At 61.2% G+C, this 17,682-nt stretch carries 15 protein-coding genes and 1 pseudogene; 9 read left to right on the top strand and 7 right to left on the bottom strand.

Annotated elements, in window-relative coordinates; genetic code table 11:
• The first annotated feature begins 32 nt into the window (after positions 1-32).
• Genes ACHMXK_RS18260 through ACHMXK_RS18240 form a run of 5 tightly spaced genes read left to right on the top strand, consistent with a single transcriptional unit; the run spans position 33 to position 5,774 of the window.
• Positions 33-1,199, top strand: coding sequence for an acyl-CoA dehydrogenase family protein (locus ACHMXK_RS18260; RefSeq protein WP_397441933.1), 1,167 nt, complete (start codon positions 33-35; stop codon positions 1,197-1,199).
• A gap of 12 nt (positions 1,200-1,211) precedes the next feature.
• Entirely contained in the window at positions 1,212-2,000 is a 789-nt protein-coding gene (locus ACHMXK_RS18255; protein ID WP_397441932.1) for an enoyl-CoA hydratase/isomerase family protein, read from the top strand.
• An 11-nt stretch (positions 2,001-2,011) separates the two neighbouring features.
• Complete coding sequence (locus ACHMXK_RS18250; protein WP_397442558.1) at positions 2,012-4,120, top strand: acetyl/propionyl/methylcrotonyl-CoA carboxylase subunit alpha; 2,109 nt, start codon at positions 2,012-2,014, stop codon at positions 4,118-4,120.
• Positions 4,121-4,122: 2 nt separating this feature from the next.
• Positions 4,123-5,283, top strand: a complete 1,161-nt coding sequence (locus tag ACHMXK_RS18245; RefSeq protein WP_397441931.1) for an acyl-CoA dehydrogenase family protein — start codon at positions 4,123-4,125, stop codon at positions 5,281-5,283.
• Positions 5,280-5,774: a thioesterase family protein gene (locus ACHMXK_RS18240; protein ID WP_397441930.1), complete on the top strand. Its 495-nt coding sequence runs from the start codon at positions 5,280-5,282 to the stop codon at positions 5,772-5,774. The genes ACHMXK_RS18245 and ACHMXK_RS18240 overlap by 4 nt, the downstream gene beginning before the upstream one ends.
• Positions 5,775-5,820: 46 nt before the next feature.
• Here the strand turns inward: ACHMXK_RS18240 and ACHMXK_RS18235 are convergent, their stop codons facing one another.
• The 6 genes and pseudogenes from ACHMXK_RS18235 to ACHMXK_RS18210 all read right to left on the bottom strand — a co-directional run bounded on the left by ACHMXK_RS18235 (position 5,821) and on the right by ACHMXK_RS18210 (position 12,547).
• Positions 5,821-6,978: an ABC transporter substrate-binding protein gene (locus ACHMXK_RS18235; RefSeq protein ID WP_397441929.1), complete on the bottom strand. Its 1,158-nt coding sequence runs from the start codon at positions 6,976-6,978 to the stop codon at positions 5,821-5,823.
• Positions 6,979-7,105: 127 nt separating this feature from the next.
• Positions 7,106-8,963: pseudogene (locus ACHMXK_RS18230) on the bottom strand (AMP-dependent synthetase/ligase).
• A gap of 4 nt (positions 8,964-8,967) precedes the next feature.
• Positions 8,968-9,765, bottom strand: a complete 798-nt coding sequence (locus ACHMXK_RS18225; RefSeq protein ID WP_318408207.1) for an ABC transporter ATP-binding protein — start codon at positions 9,763-9,765, stop codon at positions 8,968-8,970.
• A complete protein-coding gene (locus ACHMXK_RS18220; protein ID WP_397441928.1) occupies positions 9,762-10,592 on the bottom strand; it encodes an ABC transporter ATP-binding protein in 831 nt (276 codons plus the stop codon). Before ACHMXK_RS18220 ends, ACHMXK_RS18225 begins: the two co-directional genes overlap by 4 nt.
• Entirely contained in the window at positions 10,589-11,665 is a 1,077-nt protein-coding gene (locus ACHMXK_RS18215) for a branched-chain amino acid ABC transporter permease (RefSeq protein ID WP_397441927.1), read from the bottom strand. Before ACHMXK_RS18215 ends, ACHMXK_RS18220 begins: the two co-directional genes overlap by 4 nt.
• A 6-nt stretch (positions 11,666-11,671) precedes the next feature.
• Complete coding sequence (locus ACHMXK_RS18210; RefSeq protein WP_397441926.1) at positions 11,672-12,547, bottom strand: branched-chain amino acid ABC transporter permease; 876 nt, start codon at positions 12,545-12,547, stop codon at positions 11,672-11,674.
• A 125-nt stretch (positions 12,548-12,672) separates the two neighbouring features.
• On the opposite strand from ACHMXK_RS18210, the gene ACHMXK_RS18205 reads away from it, so the two are divergent.
• Genes ACHMXK_RS18205 through ACHMXK_RS18195 form a run of 3 tightly spaced genes read left to right on the top strand, consistent with a single transcriptional unit; the run spans position 12,673 to position 15,253 of the window.
• Complete coding sequence (locus tag ACHMXK_RS18205) at positions 12,673-14,067, top strand: acyclic terpene utilization AtuA family protein (RefSeq protein WP_397441925.1); 1,395 nt, start codon at positions 12,673-12,675, stop codon at positions 14,065-14,067.
• Positions 14,064-14,456 (top strand): hypothetical protein, encoded by a 393-nt coding sequence (locus ACHMXK_RS18200; protein WP_397441924.1) that lies wholly within the window; start codon positions 14,064-14,066, stop codon positions 14,454-14,456. Before ACHMXK_RS18205 ends, ACHMXK_RS18200 begins: the two co-directional genes overlap by 4 nt.
• Positions 14,453-15,253: a crotonase/enoyl-CoA hydratase family protein gene (locus ACHMXK_RS18195; protein WP_397441923.1), complete on the top strand. Its 801-nt coding sequence runs from the start codon at positions 14,453-14,455 to the stop codon at positions 15,251-15,253. The genes ACHMXK_RS18200 and ACHMXK_RS18195 overlap by 4 nt, the downstream gene beginning before the upstream one ends.
• A 73-nt stretch (positions 15,254-15,326) precedes the next feature.
• Here ACHMXK_RS18195 and ACHMXK_RS18190 read toward each other — a convergent pair whose 3' ends face one another.
• Positions 15,327-15,767, bottom strand: a complete 441-nt coding sequence (locus tag ACHMXK_RS18190) for an acyl-CoA thioesterase (RefSeq protein WP_397441922.1) — start codon at positions 15,765-15,767, stop codon at positions 15,327-15,329.
• Between the two features lie 50 nt (positions 15,768-15,817).
• Between ACHMXK_RS18190 and ACHMXK_RS18185 the strand changes: the two genes are divergently transcribed.
• Positions 15,818-17,641 carry an ABCB family ABC transporter ATP-binding protein/permease gene (locus tag ACHMXK_RS18185; protein ID WP_397441921.1) on the top strand — a complete coding sequence of 608 codons (1,824 nt, stop codon included), beginning with the start codon at positions 15,818-15,820 and terminating at the stop codon, positions 17,639-17,641.
• Positions 17,642-17,682: the final 41 nt, after the last annotated feature.

Raw genomic sequence — 17,682 nt, 5'->3', positions numbered from 1 at the left:
AGGCCGGATCGGATAAACCCAAGGAGACAAGAATGCAATACACCCATGAACATCTCGAAATCCAGAAAACCCTCAAACGTTTCATAGACGCCGAGATCAACCCGCATGTGGACGAATGGGAAGCGGCCGAGATTTTTCCGGCACACGAGGTTTTCAAGAAGCTGGGCAAGCTGGGTCTGCTGGGCCTGACCAAACCCGAAGAATACGGCGGCGCGGGCCTGGATTATTCCTACGGCGTGGCCATGGCCGAGGCGCTGGGTCACATCGACTGCGGCGGCATTCCGATGGCGATTGGGGTGCAGACCGACATGTGTACACCGGCGCTGGCGCGTTTTGGCAGCGACGAACTCAAACGCGAGTTTCTGGCCCCGGCGATTGCCGGCGATGTCGTGGGCTGTATCGGCGTGAGCGAACCCGGTGCCGGCAGCGATGTGGCGGCCATCAAGAGCCATGCGCGCAAGGATGGTGACGACTATGTGATCACCGGCCAGAAGATGTGGATCACCAACAGCCTGCAGGCCGACTGGATGTGTATGCTGGTCAACACCGGCGACGGCCCGCAGCACAAAAACAAAAGCCTGGTGATGGTGCCCATGGACAGCAAGGGCATTGAAAAAGCCAAAAAGATCAAAAAAATCGGCATGAACGCCAGCGACACCGGCCTGATTTATTTTGACGAGGTGCGGGTGCCGCAGCGTTACCGCATCGGTGCCGAAGGCTCAGGTTTTGTCTACCAGATGATGCAGTTCCAGGAAGAACGTCTCTGGTGTGCGGCCAGTTGCATCCAGTCGCTGAGCAACTGCATCGAGTGGACGGTGGCCTGGGCGCAGGAGCGCAAAATTTTCGGCGCCACCTTGGCCGACCAGCAGTGGGTGCAGTTTAAGCTGGCCGAGATGAAAACCGAGGTCGAAAGCCTGCGTGCCATGACCTACCGCGCCTGCGAGCTGTATCTGCAAGGCCAGGACGTGATGGAGCTGGCCTCCATGGCCAAACTCAAGGCCGGCCGCCTGAACCGCCTGGTGCCAGATACCTGTCTGCAGTTCTGGGGCGGCATGGGGTACACCTGGGAAAACAAGGTCGCCCGCATGTTCCGCGACGGCCGGCTCGCCTCCATAGGCGGGGGTGCTGACGAAGTGATGATGGGCATCATCGCCAAAACCATGGGCCTTGCCAAAAGTGGCAAGAAGCCTGCAGCTTGAGGGCTGACAGCCATGAGTCACAAGCTGCAGATCAGCCGCGCCGGCGAGACCGAACACTGGACGCTCCAGGACCCGGCCACGCGCAACGCATTGTCGGAAGACCTCGTGGACGCCTTGATGCAAGCCTGCGAACGGGCGGCCGCCGACACGAGCTTGCGTTTTGTGGTGTTGCAGGGCAGCGGCGGCTCTTTCTGCGCTGGCGGCAGCCTGGGCGGTTTTGCCAAGTCGATTGGCCAGCCCTTGCCGGCGGGCCAGACCGATCCCCTGATTGCCATGAACGCCGGTTTCGGCACCTTGCTCCATGCGCTGTGCGCGTTGCCGCAAATCCTGCTGGTGGCTGTGCAGGGCTCAGCCATGGGTGGTGGCTTGGGGCTGGTGTGTTGCGGTGACTTTGTGCTGGCCGCACCTTCGGCCGTGTTTGCCACGCCGGAGGTGACCCTGGGCGTGGTGCCGGCGCAGATCGCCCCTTTTGTACATCGCCGCCTGGGCGACAGGGCGGCGCGGCAGATGATGTTGTCGGGACAAAAACTTTCCGCGACCCAGGCCCTGGCCTTGGGGCTGGTGGACGAGGTGGTTGATGATGTGGACGCGGCAGTGGCGCAACGTCTGCGTGTGCTGCGACTGGCCGCGCCTGGTGCCGTGGCCCACACCAAACACCTGCTATCCATGCTAAATCAGGCTGAATCCCACGAATTCACTGCGCAAGCAGCTATCAAATTTGCAGCGAATCTGCGCAGTGCCGAGGCCGCGGAAGGCCTGGCGGCGTTTGCCGGCAAACGTGCGCCGGGGTGGGCGGCATGACGAATAAACCCATACGCCGATTGCTGATCGCCAACCGTGGCGAGATCAGCCGCCGCATCCTACGCACCGCGCATCGCCTGGGGATGGAGACGGTGGCGGTGTATTCCGACGCCGATGCGCAGAGCTTGCATGTGCGGGAAGCCAGCATGGCGGTGGCGCTGGGCGGCACCTTGTCGGCGGACTCGTATTTGCGCATAGACAAACTGTTGGTCGCAGCCCAGGCCAGCGGTGCGGATGCGGTGCACCCGGGTTATGGTTTTTTGAGCGAAAACGCCGAGTTTGCGCAAGCCGTGCTCGACGCCGGGCTGGTCTGGGTCGGGCCGCCACCGGCCGCGATTCGTGCACTGGGCAACAAGGCCAGCGCCAAACAGCTGGCCTTGCAGCAACACGTGCCTTGCCTGCCGGGTTACCAGGGGCCGGACCAATCCGATGAAGGCTTGATGGCAGAGGCCCACAAGCTGGGTTACCCGCTGATGGTCAAGGCCACGGCAGGCGGCGGCGGGCGCGGCATGCGTCTGGTCCTGGACGCGAGCCAGTTGCAGGCCGCTTTGCACAGCGCGCGTTCCGAAGCCTTGTCGTCCTTTGGCAATGGTGAGTTGTTGCTGGAGCGCGCCTTGCTGGCGCCGCGCCATGTCGAGGTGCAGGTGTTTGCCGATGCCCATGGCCATTGCATTCACCTGGGTGAACGTGATTGTTCTGTGCAACGCCGCCACCAGAAACTGATTGAAGAGTCGCCCAGCCCGGCCGTGAGCCCTGAACTGCGCGAACGCATGGGCGCCTGCGCGGTGGCGCTGGCGCAGGCTGCGGGCTATGTGGGGGCGGGCACGGTGGAGTTTTTAGTGGAAGCGCCCTGTCCACCAGCCGGGGCCGCGGAACCGGCTTTGCCGGGCAGCAGGCGCAGCGCCCCCGAGGGGCTGGAGCCTGCGGCTCCAAACCTGCTTGAGCAGGTTTGGACAGGCGACAGAAGCGAAGCCTCTGGCGAGCGGCGGCCTGCAGGGCCTCGCGCAGCACACGAAGTGGCAAGCGTGGGGGCTTTTTACCTCATGGAAATGAACACACGCTTGCAGGTCGAGCATCCCGTCACCGAAGCCCTCACCGGGCTGGACCTGGTGGAGTGGCAGTTGCTGGTGGCGCAGGGGCAGGCCTTGCCGCTGCGCCAGGACGAAGTGCTCTTACGCGGCCACGCCATCGAGGTGCGACTGTGTGCCGAGGACGAAAATTTCTCCCCACACAGCGGGCGGGTTCTGCATTTTCGGGCACCTTCAGAGGCTCGTTTTGACCATGCCTTGCAGAACGGTTTGGAGGTCACGCCGTTTTACGACTCGATGCTGGGAAAGCTGATTGTTCACGGTGCGAGTCGGGCGCAGGCGATAGAGTCCTTGATCGCCGCGCTGGCCAGCACGCAGATCCTGGGCCTGCCGACCAATCGCGCCTTTCTGGCCGCTTGCCTGGCGCATCCGGTGTTTCGTGCCGGCCAGGCGCTGATCCCGTTTCTGACCGAACACGGCGAAGCCATTCGGCAGACCCTGAAAGAGCAGCAGGCACAGGTATTGTTGCCGGCCGCCATCGCCCAACACTTTGGCACCAGCAGCGGTGCCGCGGATAGCTTGCCGCCGCCGTTTGCAAAACCACTGCGGGTGCTGCACCACGCAGAAGTTTTGGCCTTGAGCCTCACGGAAACCGGGCAGGGCTTGCTGGCCGTGACCCTGGGAGAACAGACCCATCAGGCGGGCTGCCAGCGTGTCGCCGAGCATGAGCTATGGGTCACCGTGGATGGATGCAGCCGGGCGGTGCAGGCGGTTCAGGTGGCCGATGGGCGCTGGCATGTGCAGGCCGGTATGGCGGACTTGTGGCTGGGTGATGCCAGCCTGGCGCCAGCCGCCGGCACGGCAGCGGCCAGCCAGGCGAAGGAGTTGAGGGCGCCGTTTAACGGCAAGGTGATAGGCATCCAGGCCGTGGCGGGTGCGCCGGTCAAACGCGGCGACACCTTGCTGGTGATTGAATCGATGAAACTCGAACATGCGATTTGTGCGACACGTGATGCGGTCATTGCCAGCATCGCGGTGGAACTCGGGCAGCAAACAGCGCCCGGGCAAATTTTGCTGAACCTGGAGGCATGAGCATGCACCTGCCCACCACCGATCTGGACGCCCTGGCCGACATCACCGAAACCGTCAAACGTTTTGCACAGCACGAGATTGCGCCCCATGTCGGCCAGTGGGATGATGCCGGCGAATTTCCCCGCGCGTTGTATCACCAGGCGGCCGGTTTGGGCTTGCTGGCGCTGGGTTATCCCGAGGCCGTGGGCGGCACCCCGGCTTCCTGGCGCATGCGCAATGCCATGACCCTGGCGCTGTGTCGCTACGGCGGCAGCGGCGGTGTGCTGGCCAGTCTGTTTTCGCACAACATCGGCCTGCCGCCGGTGCTGGCCTATGGTTCGGCCGCCTTGCAGCAGGCCGTGATTCCGCCGGTGCTGCGCGGTGAAAAAATTGCAGCACTGGCGATCACCGAGCCTGGTGGCGGCTCGGATGTGGCGGCCTTGCGCACGACGGCACGGCGCGAGGGCGGCGACTACGTGATCAACGGCGAGAAGGTGTTTATCACTTCGGGCATGCGTGCCGACTTCATCACGGTGGCCGTGCGGACTGGTGAGGCCGGTAGCAAAGGTGCTGGCGGCATCTCCATGATTCTGGTGCCCGGCGATAGCCCGGGCCTCTCCCGCAGCCCGCTGCAAAAAATGGGCTGGTGGTGCTCGGACACGGCGCAGCTGCGTTTTGACGGGGTGCGGGTGCCGGCCAGCCATTTGTTGGGCGAAGAGGGCGGTGGTTTCAAAATCATCATGGGCAATTTCAATGGCGAGCGCCTGGCCATGTCGGCCGCCGCCCTGGGTTTTGCCCAGGCCTGTTACGACGAAGCCCTGGACTGGGCACGCCAGCGCAAGACCTTTGGGCAGGCCCTGGTCGAGCGCCAGGTGATTCGCCACAAACTGGTGGACATGCAGATGCGTATGGCGTCCACCCAAGCCTGGGTCGACGCGGTGGCCGACCGGGCCGATGCCGGTGACCAGGGCGCCGACTGGGTGGCCCATGTCTGCATGCTGAAAAACCATGCCACCCAAACCATGCAGTTCTGCGCCGACCAGGCGGTGCAAATCCTGGGCGGCATGGGTTTTATGCGGGGCACCACCAGCGAGCGTATTTACCGCGAGGTCAAGGTCATGATGATTGGCGGTGGCGCCGAAGAAATCATGAAAGAGCTGGCGGCACGACAATTAAATTTATGAGCAAAACACTTCCCGCCAGCGCCAGCGCGGCCAAAGAATTCGAGCCGGCGTTTGTGGCCGGACTCAAAACCATGTTCGAAGAGAAAATTCTTTTCAACCAGGTCTTGGGCCTGAAAATCACCAGCCTCAGGCCTGAGCGTGTGGTCGGCCGCATCGATATGAAACCGACGCTGGTGGGTCACTATGCGCACAACCGCATCCATGGCGGCGTGATCAGCGCCGGGCTGGATGCCATGGGTGGCCTGGCCGTGATGGCGGCGATTGGCGCACGCCACATGGACGAATCGCCCGAGCAGCGCCTGCAACGGTTCGGCAAACTCGGCACCATCGATTTACGCATTGATTACCTGCGTCCGGGCATCAGCGAGTATTTTGAATTACGCGCCGAGGTCATGCGCCTGGGTTCACGTGTGGCGTCTACCCGCATGGAGTTTCTGGGTGCCGACGGCAAGCTCTTGTCCACCGGGGCGGGGGCTTACATCGTTTCATGAAAAAAGCCACCCTAGGGTGGCTTTTCTTTGATGATTTTTCGGTGGCTTATTCGATGTAGACGGACACCACTTTCCATTTGCCATCGGTGATTTGCGACAGGCGCGAAGCATCGCTGCCCAGCCGCTTGGTGGGCGAGAAACTGGCGGGCGCGCTGCCAAACATGTCGGGTGGGATGGTCATGGTGTCCATGACCTTGATGAAACTGTCCGTCGTCAGGTTGGGGCCGGCTTTTTGTGCCGCTTTGGCAAAGGTGTCGATGATGAGGTAGCCGTAAACCGAGAAAACCGTCGGGTCATCGTTGAACTTGGTTTTGTACTTGTTGGCCCAGAAACGGATCGGTTGGGAGGCTTCGTCGAGGTAGGGGTTTTGCACCGTCATGGTGGCATACAGCCCGTCCATGGCCTTGCCGCCCAGCTTGTGGATCAGGTCGGTATACGCTGCGCTGGAGCCGATGAAAATGGGGTTGAAACCGGTTTTGCGTGATTCACCGATGGCGCCTATGGTTTCACGAATGATGGTGCCCAGCACAACCATGTCGCAACCCGCGGCTTTCATCTTTGCCACCTGGGACGAAAAATCGGTGGCGCCGCGTTTGTACGAGGTTTTTTCGGTGAAATCCATGCCTATGGTTTTGAGGCCGGCCTCGGCGCCGCGCAACACTTCCAGCCCGAACTCATCGTCCTGGTAGATGGTGCAGATTTTCTTGGCGCCTTTGTCTTTGACCAGTTTTGGCACCGCAAGCCGCATCTGGTCAAAGTAGGTGGCAGCGAAGGAGTACTTAAGCTTGTTAAAGGGTTCATACATCTCGCGCGCCGCGGTGATGGGGAAAAAGTTGATGACGTTTTTCTCAAACTGCACCGGCATGGCCGCCAGGTTTTGCGCCGTCCCGATGTGGCCAACCATCATGAAAATTTTGTCCTGGTTGACCAGCTTTTGCGCCGCCAGCACGGCTTTCTTCGGGTCGTAACCGGAGTCTTCCACAATGAGTTTGAGCTTGCGGCCATTGATGCCACCCTGCTCGTTGATTTCGTCGACCCGCAACATCATGCCCAGTCGGGCCTGCTTGCCAAAACCCGCGAGAGGTCCGGACAAGTCCTGGATGGAACCCAGGGTGATTTCCGTTTTGCTCACGCCTTGTTGAGCCATGGAATAACCGGCACTGAGGGCCAGCACGGCCAGTACCAGGGTGGATTTGAATTTCATTGAAGTCTCCTGTGATGAAGGGGCCACGACACGTCTGACACAAGCGGAAAAACACAAACCATTCTTGACTTCAGACGCCGAAAGTCAAGCTGGCATAACTACCCAAGGGAAAGTACTTAAGCCGTTTTCACCGGTACATCGCTTCGATCTGGCCGGCGTATTTTTTCTCGACCAGTTTGCGTTTGAGCTTCATCGTGGGGGTGAGCTCCTCGTCTTCCGCGCTCAGCTGTGTTTCAAGCAGGAAAAACTTCTTGAGCTGCTCGACCCGCGCAAATTTCTTGTTGACCCGGTCCAGCTCCGTCTGGATCAGCTCCTGCACCTCCATCGCGCGTGTGAGGCTGAGGTAGTTGCTGAACGGCACGTCATGGTCTTGCGCGTATTTTTCGACGTTTTCCTGGTCGATCATGACGATGGCCGTGAGGTAAGGGCGTTTGTCGCCGATGACCACCGCGTCGGTGATGTAGGGTGAGAACTTCAGTTCATTCTCCAGCTCGCTGGGAGTCACATTTTTGCCGCCGGCCGTGATGATGATGTCTTTCATGCGGTCGGTGATGCGGTAAAAACCTTCCGCGTCCACCGTGCCCACGTCGCCGGTATGCAGCCAGCCATCGGGGTCTATGGTTTCTGCGGTTTTCTCGGGCTGGTTCAGGTAACCCATGAATACATTGATGCCGCGTACCTGGATTTCACCGGTGGCCGGGTCCAACCTGATCTCGTTGTAGCCGGCGGCCGGGCCGATGGAGCCGGGTTTGATGCGGCTGGCCGGGACACCGGTGGCTGCGCCGCAGGTTTCCGTCATGCCCCAGACTTCCAGCATGGGCACACCCAGCGCCATGTACCACTTGACCAGTTCGGGCGAGATCGGCGCGGCGCCCGTGACACAGAAACGCGCACGGTGTATGCCTATCAGTTTGCGGGCGTTGTCCAGCGCGATCCAGCGCGCCAGCGTGAACTTCAGCTTGAGCCAGCCACTGACCGGCTCGCCGGCCATGACCTGGTTGGCGATCTGGGTGCCCACACCTATGCCCCAGGCGTAGGCGGCTTGTTGTAGCCGGCTGGCTTCCTTGAGTGAAATCATCACCCCCCGAATAAAACTTTTCCCAGACCCGGGGCACGGCCGTGAACACCGTGGGGGCGATTTCGCGCACGTTTTCAGGGATGGTTTCCGGGTTCTCCACAAAGTTGAGCTTGGCGCCGGTGTACATCGCAAAATATTCACCGCCCATGCGCTCCGCCACGTGGCACAGGGGCAGGAAACACATGCGTTCATCGTTCTCGTCCTGCGCCACCAGGGTGTTGTAGCCGCGCGCCGTGAAGACCAGGCCCTGGTGGCTGTGCATGGCGCCTTTGGGTTTACCGGTGGTGCCCGAGGTGTAGATCAGGATGGCCAGGTCCTGGGGCTGGCAGGCATTTACACGGGCCTCGACTGCGCCGGGGTGTTGCGCGAGATAGTCGCGGCCCAGGGCGCGCAAGTCGTCCAGACTGATGACATCGGGCTCGTCCAGCTTGTGCAGGCCTTCCATGTCGAACACGACCACTTTGCGCAGCTTGGGCAATTGGCTGCGCACTTCCAGAATCTTGTCCAGTTGTTCATCGTCTTCGACAAACAGAATGGTGGTGCCTGAGTCTTCACAGAGGTAATGCACCTGGGACGCCGCATCGGTCGGGTAAATGCCGTTGGCGACACCGCCGCAACTGAGCACGGCCAGGTCGGCCAGCACCCATTCGATGACGGTGTTCGACAGGATGGACGCACATTCGCCTGGGGCAAAACCCAGGCTCAGCAGGCCGCCGGCGATTTCGCGCACGGCTTCGCCGGTCTGGTTCCAGCTCCAGCTGTGCCAGAGGCCTAATTTTTTCTGCCGCATCCAGACCTTGTCCTGGCGCTGCGCCACGGCATTCCAGAACATGGCGGGGATGGTGTCGCCGGGCATCACAAGGTCGTGATTCGGCTGGATGTGTGAGAGGTTCCAGAGATTGGACATGGACTTATCTCCAGTTTTTCTTTTTCTTCCAGCGACGCTCACTGCGCACACCGTCTTCCTTCATGCCCAGGTAGAACTCCTTGATGTCCTCCTTCTCGCGCAGCCGGGCACAGGTGTCTTCCATCACGATGCGGCCGTTCTCCAGCACATAACCGTAGTCGGACGCGTTCAGCGCCATGTTGGCGTTTTGCTCGACCAGCAAGATGGTGGTGCCGCGGTCCCGGTTGATACGCACCACGATCTCGAAGATCTCCTTGGTCAGCTTGGGGGACAGGCCCAGGCTGGGCTCGTCCAGCAGGATCAGGTCGGGCGAGGCCATCAAGGCCCGCGAGATCGACAACATCTGCTGCTGGCCACCCGACAGCAGGCCGGCATCCTGCAAGGCGCGTTCACGCAGGATGGGGAAGTAACCAAACACCGCCTCCATGTCCTGGGCCACACCGTCGCGGTCCTTGCGCGTGTAGGCGCCCATCAGCAGGTTGTCGCGCACGCTCAGCAGCGGAAAGACTTCCCGGCCTTCGGGCACATGGCTCAGGCCTTGCTGGACGATGTAGGCCGGGTCCTGCGCCGTGATGTCGCCGCCCTTGAACTGGATGGAGCCCTTGCGCGGGTCGATGATGCCGGAGATGGTTTTGAGGATGGTGGTTTTGCCGGCGCCATTGGAGCCCAGCACCGTGGCGATTTCACCGCGGCGTACCTGCAGGCTGACCCCGCGTATGGCCTTGATCGGGCCATAAGCACTTTCGACATTGAGCAGCTTGAGCACAGGCTGGTCGCTCACCGGTGGCGGCGTGTTGCTCATGACCGGGCCTCCCGCTGCAGCTCGACAGGCTGGTGCTGGCGGCGCAAGGACGACACATCGTCGATGGAGCCCAGATAGGCCTCGATCACGCCCGGGTCGTTCTGGACTTCGCGCGGCGTGCCCATGGCCAGGACCTCGCCCTGGTTCATGGCCAGCACCCGGTCCGAGACCTTGGAGACCAGGCTCATGTCATGCTCGACCATCAGCACGGTGATGCCCAGTTCATTCTTGATGTCCTGAATCCAGAAAGCCATGTCATCGGTTTCCTCGACGTTGAGCCCGGACGAGGGTTCGTCCAACAGCAGCAGCTTGGGTTCGGTGCACAGCGCCCGCGCCAGCTCCACCACCTTGCGCACGCCATAGGGCAGGCCGGCCACCAGCGAGTCGCGGTGGTGCTGCAGGTCCAGGAAGTCGATGATTTGTTCGGCTTTCTCTCTGGCCTGCAGCTCGGCTTCGCGGGTTTTGCGGGTGAAGAAGATTTCGCTCCACAGCCCGGTTTGTTTGTGGGTATGCCGGCCTATCAGCAGGTTGTGCAGCACCGTGGCGTGTTCGAACAGCTCGATGTTCTGGAAGGTGCGGGCAATGCCCAGGGCCGCAATCTTGTGTGGCGGCTGCTCGGAGAGTTTGGCGCCCCGGTACTCGATCTCACCGGTGGTGGGGGTGTAGATGCGGCTGATCAGGTTGAAGACCGTGGTTTTACCGGCACCGTTGGGGCCTATCAGGGTGAAGACCTCGCCCTGCTTGACGTCGAATGACACACAGTTGACGGCCAGCACACCGCCAAAGCGCACGCTGAGGTTTTTTGCGGAAAGAAGAATTTCAGTCATTTCAGGCGATCTGACTTTTGGAAGGATTTTTGACGCTTGAACATGCCTTTTCGGTAAAACGGAAAGGTCTGCAAATAGGTGCGTATCTTCAGCCAGCGGCCATACAGGCCCAGCGGTTCAAACAACACAAAGGCAATCAGCACCATGCCGTAGACCACGCCTTGCAGGCCGGGGGCCTGGCCTATGGTGGCGGGCAGGTAGTCCTTGATCAGCGCAATCGCCTGCGGCATGGAGATCAGGAAGATGGCACCCAGGAAGGCACCGTGCACCGAACCCACGCCGCCGACCACAATCATCAGCAGCAAATCAATCGATTGCAGGATGTTGAACTGGTCGGGCGAGATGAACTGCAGCTTGTGGGCGTACAAGGCGCCGGCAATGCCGGCCAGTGCGGCCGACAGGGCGAAGGACAATGTTTTGTAACGCGCCAGGTGGATGCCCATGCTTTGTGCGGAGATTTCCGAATCGCGGATGGCGACAAAGGCGCGGCCGGTCGGGGAACGCAGCAGGTTCAGGATCGCCAGGGTTGAACCAATGGCAATCAGCAGGCAGAGAAAATAAAAGGGCTCGCCGCTGTCGACCTTCCAGCCAAACATGTCGGGGGCCTTGACGTGGATGCCGGCATTGCCGCCTGTGACTTTTTCCCAGCGGGCAAACACTTCTTCGACAATGAAACCGAAGGACAAGGTGGCTATCCCTAGGTAAATGCCTTTGACACGCAGGGCCGGCAGCCCGACCACCAGGCCGACGGCGGCGGACAGACCGGCGGCGCAGGCCAGGGCAATGGGGAAAGGCACACCGGCGTTGGTCATCACGGCCTGGGTGTAGGCGCCAACCCCGAGAAAGGCGGCGTGGCCCAGGGAGAACAGGCCGGTGAAGCCGGCCAGCAGCATCAGCCCCAGGCCGGCGATGGCATAAATCAGGATAAAGGTCAGTTGGGCCAGCCAGTACTCGGCAAACAGCCAGGGGGCGGCGAGCAGCAGCAGCAACAGGGCGCCGTACCAGAACACATGGCCGCCGTGTTTGGCCAGCTGGATGTCCTGGTTGTAGTCGGTCTTGAAAATAAATCGCATGAGGGCTTAGACTTTCTTACGGAGTTTTTCGCCGAACAGACCGTTGGGTTTGACCATCAACATGAACAGAACCACCACATACGCCGCAACGTCCTTGATGCCGTCTGGGGCATAAAAACCGGCCAGTGATTCAACAATGCCTATGATCAGGCCGCCGACAATGGCGCCGGGCAAACTGCCGAAGCCGCCCACCACCGCCGCCGGGAAAGCCTTCAGCCCGATCAGCCCCATGTTGGCGTGCACAAAGGTGATGGGTGCCAGCAGCAGGCCGGCAATCGCCGCGACCGCGGCCGCCAGGCCCCAGACCAGGCCGTTCAGGCGTTTGACCGGAATGCCCATGTAATACGCGGCCAGCTGGTTTTGCGATGACGCCTGCATCGCGATACCCAGCTTGCTGTACTTGAACAGCGCAAACAGCAACACACACAAGACGGCGGTGCTGCCGATGATGGCCATCTGTTCGACATTGAGGACCAAAGCGCCTGCGTTCCAGATCTGGTCTTTGTAGGGCACGGGCAAGGTGTGGGTTTCCGTGCCTATGCCGGGGATCATGGTGATCAGGCCGCGTGCCGTGTAGCCGACGCCTATGGTCAACATCACGATGGAAAAAGCCGGCTGGCCGAGAATGGGGCGTATCACCAAGCGCTCTAGCACCACGCCGAACAGCGCCATGCCGACGATGGAACTGAGGATGGCCAGCCAGTACGGAAAGCCAAGAAAGGTCATGCAGGACAAACCGGCAAATGCCCCCAGCATCATCAGTTCGCCCTGCGCGAAACTCACGGTCTCGGTGGCCTTGTAGATGAGGACAAATCCGAGGGCGATCAGCCCGTAGATGCAGCCCTGGGCAATGCCACTGATGATTAATTGCAATAACTGCACATTTGCTCCACAATTAATTTTTACAAAGCAGTTGCTTGGTGAAAATAATCTACCATCTGGAAGGCAGGAAAGGTCGGGTTTTTGATCCGGTCTAACCCTGACGAACTGATCATGAGCTGCATTCAATGAAAAAATCAATTCGGGTTGGTGCCGGGTTGGGTTTCTACGGAGACGCCTGGGAGCCGGTGCTGGCGAGCATCGAACGCGGCGGTGTGCAATACATCGCCAGCGACCATCTGGCGGAGCTGACGCTGGCCATTTTGCAAAAGGATGTGCAGCGTGATGCGTCACTGGGTTACGCCCGCGACGTCGTGCCGATGTTGCTGCGTTTGTGGTCCGCCATGCAGCAGCGCCAGGTCCGTTTTATCTGTAATGCCGGCGGCCTCAATCCAGCCGGCGCGGCGGCCGCTGTGCGTGCGGCTTTTGCGGCCAAAGGCTGGCAGGCCCGTATCGCGGTAGTGACAGGTGATGAGGTCTTGCAAACCGTCGCCGACCTGGCGCCGGCACACATGTTCACGGGCGCAAGCTTCGACACCGTGCGTGAACGTCTGGTGTTTGCCAACGCCTACCTCGGGGCCAGACCGATTGTGTCTGCCCTGCAGCAAGGTGCGGACATCGTGATCACCGGCCGTGTCGCCGATGCTGCCTTGTTTTTGGCGCCGCTGGTGTTTGAGTTCAACTGGAACCTCGGCGACGGCGCAGACCCCGCCACACCGGCCGATCTGAATCGCCTGGCGCAAGGCCTGGCAGTTGGGCATTTGCTCGAATGTTCGGGCCAGGGCAGTGGCGGCAACTTCGGCAGTCAAGAAGCCTGGAAAGCCATCCCCGATCTGGCCCACATCGGTTACCCGATTGCCGAGGTCAGCGAAGATGGCACCGCCGTGATCACCAAGGCGACTGGCACTGGTGGGCGTATCAACTTCGACACCGTGCGCCAGCAACTGCTGTACGAGGTGCACAACCCGAACGCTTATGTTTCGCCCGACGTGGTGCTGGATCTGTCCACCGTGCAACTCGACGACCTGGGCCAGGACCGGGTGCGGCTCAGCGGTGCTACCGGCCACCCGCGCACCAAGCAGCTCAAGGTGGTGGGCGGTTACCGCGATGGGTTCAAGGCCGAGGTGACCTGGGGTTTTAGCTGGCCCGATGCGTATGACAAAGCGCTGGCGGCAGTCGAGATGGTCAAGAGCCAACTGGCCGACAAACAGGTGCCGCATGAAGCCTTGTTCATAGAATTTCCAGGCCTGAACTCGGCACACGGTGCGCTCGCACCGCTGCCGGAACCGCAGGCATTGGCCGATCTGAATGAGGTCTGGGTGCGTGTGGTGTTGCGTACCCAAGTCAAGGCGGCGGCCGATGGGTTTGGTCGCTTGTTCCCCTGGATGGGCTTGAGCGGTCCGGCCTATACCTGCGGCTTTCACGGCCTGCACAACACCAGCGAGTTGCTGGGTATCTGGCCGGCGCTGATGGACCGCGCGCTGGTCGAGCCGCACACACGTGTGGAGATCTTGCAAACATGAACCAAGCAGTCCTGCAAAAAATCCAGCTCGTGAAGCTGGCCCATGCCCGCAGCGGCGACAAGGCCGACTGGGTGGACTTTGGCCTGTTTGCCTGGAACGCCGTGGGTTATGCCGTGCTGGCGCGCGAGGTCACGGCGCAGCGGGTGCAGGCCCACTTTGCGCCCTGGTTGCCGGGCCAGGTCGAATGCTGGACCTTGCCCAACATCCTGGCGATCAAGCTGGTGTTGCACGACGCCTTGCAGGGCGGCGGCGCGCGCAACCTGCGCCTGGACAACCTGGGCAAGTCCATGGCCGCGGCCTTGCTGCGCATGGAAATCAATATCAGTGCTGACGAGCTGGCCGCCTGCTTGGCGACGCCGCGAGTCGGCTGGTGGGGAGACGCGTCATGAGTGTGTTGATTGAAAAAGACGGCGAGATCACCGTGGTGACCCTGGACCGCCCCGACGTGCGCAACGCGGTGGACAGCGCCCATGCCCGCGCCTTGTACGAGGCTTTTCTGGCGTTTGATACGGACGACAGCGCCAAGGTCGCGGTGTTCCATGGCGCGCATGGGCATTTCTGCGCCGGCTGGGATTTGCAGTTCGGCGCAAAAATGCTGCGTGCGCCGCCGCCGGACGGCCAGGGGGTTTTGTCCGGCCTGGACTTTCAGGCTGAGGATGACCAGCCGCTGGGCCCCATGGGGCCTTCGCGTTTGTTGCTGTCCAAACCGGTGATCGCCGCCGTCAGCGGCGCCGCAGTCGCCGGCGGCATGGAGCTGGCGCTGTGGTGTGACCTGCGGGTGATGGAGGACGACGCTTATTTCGGCGTTTATTGCCGGCGTTTTGGCGTGCCGCTGATCGACGGCGGCACGGTGCGCCTGCCGCGCCTGATCGGCATGGGCCATGCGATGGATTTGATCCTGACCGGCCGCAAGGTCGAGGCGGCCGAGGCCTTGCAGATGGGTTTGTGCAACCGGGTGGTGCCCCCGGGCCAGGCGCGTGAGGCGGCGCTGTTGCTGGCCCGGCAACTCGCGGCCTTTCCGCAAAAAACCATGCTGGCCGACCGCCAAAGTGCTTACACGCAATGGGATTTGCCCTTGCCGCAGGCTTTGGCGCAGGAGTGGGTGCGCGGCAAGGACTGTATTGCCGATGGCTTGCAGGGCGCAGCACGTTTTGCCGACGGCCAAGGCCGGCACGGCAAGTTTTAAGCGTGAAATCGGCCTCTAGCCCGCGTGATACGGTCGCAATATGCTATTAAATTTATAGCGATTGGGGTGCACGCTAGCAGGGGCGCGGCAGCGACGACACCGGCACCGGCCGCGGCTGGCCGTTGTCGTCTATCGCCACATAGGTCAGGTTGGCCTCGGTGACCTTGATGTAACGCCCCTGCGAGCGAAAACGTTCGGCATACACCTCGACCTTGACGGTCATGGAGGTGTGGCCGATCCGTGTCAGCTCCGAATAAAAAGACAGGATGTCGCCGACCCGCACCGGCTGCTTGAAGATGAACTCGTTGACGGCCACCGTGGCCATGCGGCCTTCGGCATAACGCGCCGGGATCACCGAGCCGGCCAGGTCAACCTGGGCCATGACCCAGCCGCCAAAAATATCGCCGTTGGCGTTGCAGTCCGCCGGCATGGGGATCACTTTGAGCACCAGTTCCTTGTCAAGCGGGAGCTTGACACTCAAAGAGTCATGGGGAAGGCTGGATTCGGTAGACATAGGCACAATCGGGTGAAGAAAATTTATAACAGACTGGACAATTGTCTCCGATGCGCTCTTACGCCCCTGCCACCGAAGCCCCGCCCGCCGCGGGCGCCCCCGCCAAACCCGTCCTGAACCGCTCCGACTGGGCCACCTTGCAGCGCCTGTTTCCCTATTTGTGGGACTATAAATGGCGGGTGCTGGCCGCGCTGACCTTCATGATAGGCGCCAAGGTCGCCAACGTCGGTGTGCCGCTGCTGCTGAAAAACCTGGTCGACGCCATGAGTTTCAAGCCCGGCGATGTGCAGGCCGTGCTGGTGGTGCCGGCCGCCTTGCTGTTTGGGTATGGCTTGTTGCGGCTGTCCACCGCGCTGTTCACCGAGCTGCGTGAATTGGTGTTTGCCAAGGCCACCGAAGGCGCGGCGCGGCGCATCTCGCTGGAAGTGTTTAGGCACCTGCATGCACTGAGCCTGCGGTTTCACCTGGAACGCCAGACCGGCGGCATGACGCGTGACATCGAACGCGGCACACGTGGTGTGCATTCGCTGATCTCGTATTCGCTTTACAGCATCATCCCGACCCTGATTGAGGTGAGCTTGGTGCTGACCCTGCTGGCGGTCAAGTTCGACGTCTGGTTTGCCGGCATCACCATCATTGCGCTGGTGGTTTACATCACCTTCACGGTGACGGTGACCGAGTGGCGCACCAAGTTCCGCAAGGAAATGAACGAGCTGGACTCCTCGGCGCACAGCCGGGCGATCGACTCCCTGCTCAATTACGAAACCGTCAAATATTTCAACAACGAAGACTTTGAGGCGCGTCGCTACGACGAGAACCTGTTGCGTTACCGCCGCGCCGCCGTCAAGAGCCAGACAACCTTGAGCCTGCTCAACACCGGCCAGCAACTGATCATTGCCGCCGGCCTGGTGGCCATGTTGTGGCGCGCGACGCAGGGTGTGGTCGATGGCCGCATGACCTTGGGTGATCTGGTCATGGTCAATGCCTTCATGATCCAGCTCTACATTCCGCTGGGTTTTCTGGGCGTTTTGTACCGCGAGATCAAACAAAGCCTGACCGACCTGGCCAAGATGTTCAACCTGATGGAAAAAGAGCGCGAGGTCGCCGACCAGCCGGGGGCGCCGCCGCTCACGATCAACGCCTCGCCCGAGGTGCGCTACGAACATGTGAGTTTTGCCTACGAAGCGGCGCGGCCGATTCTGCACGACATCAGTTTTGTGATTCCGGCCGGCAAAACCGTGGCCGTGGTCGGATCGTCCGGCTCCGGCAAATCCACTCTGGCGCGTTTGCTGTTTCGCTTTTACGACGTGCAGCAGGGCTGTATCTCGGTGGCCGGCCAGGACATCAAACAGGTGACCCAGGCCAGCGTGCGCCAGGCCATAGGCATCGTGCCGCAGGACACGGTCTTGTTCAACGACACGGTGGAATACAACATCGCCTATGGCAAACCCGGCGCCAGCCGCGCCGAAGTGGAAGAGGCCGCCCGCGCCGCCCGCATCCATGACTTCATCAGTTCGACGCCGGCCGGCTACAACACCATGGTCGGCGAACGTGGCCTGAAACTGTCGGGCGGCGAAAAGCAACGCGTGGCGATTGCCCGCACCCTGCTGAAGAACCCGCCCATCATGATTTTTGACGAAGCCACCTCGGCGCTGGACTCGGCCAATGAACGCGCGATCCAGGCGGAGTTGCGCAGCATCGCCGAAAACAAGACCACCCTGGTGATCGCGCACCGCCTGTCCACCGTGGTCGATGCCCATGAAATCCTGGTGATGGAAGCCGGGCGCATCATAGAACGCGGTACGCATGCTGAGCTGCTGGCTTTGGGCCAGCGTTATGCGGCCATGTGGTCGCTGCAACAGAGTTCGGACTGATTTTTAAGCTTTTTAGGCCTCTGGCCCTCTACCCATGGGCG

The sequence above is a fragment of the Polaromonas sp. UC242_47 genome (genome assembly GCF_044452385.1).
GTDB lineage: Bacteria > Pseudomonadota > Gammaproteobacteria > Burkholderiales > Burkholderiaceae_C > Polaromonas.
This window is presented reverse-complemented; position numbering and strand designations above follow the sequence as displayed.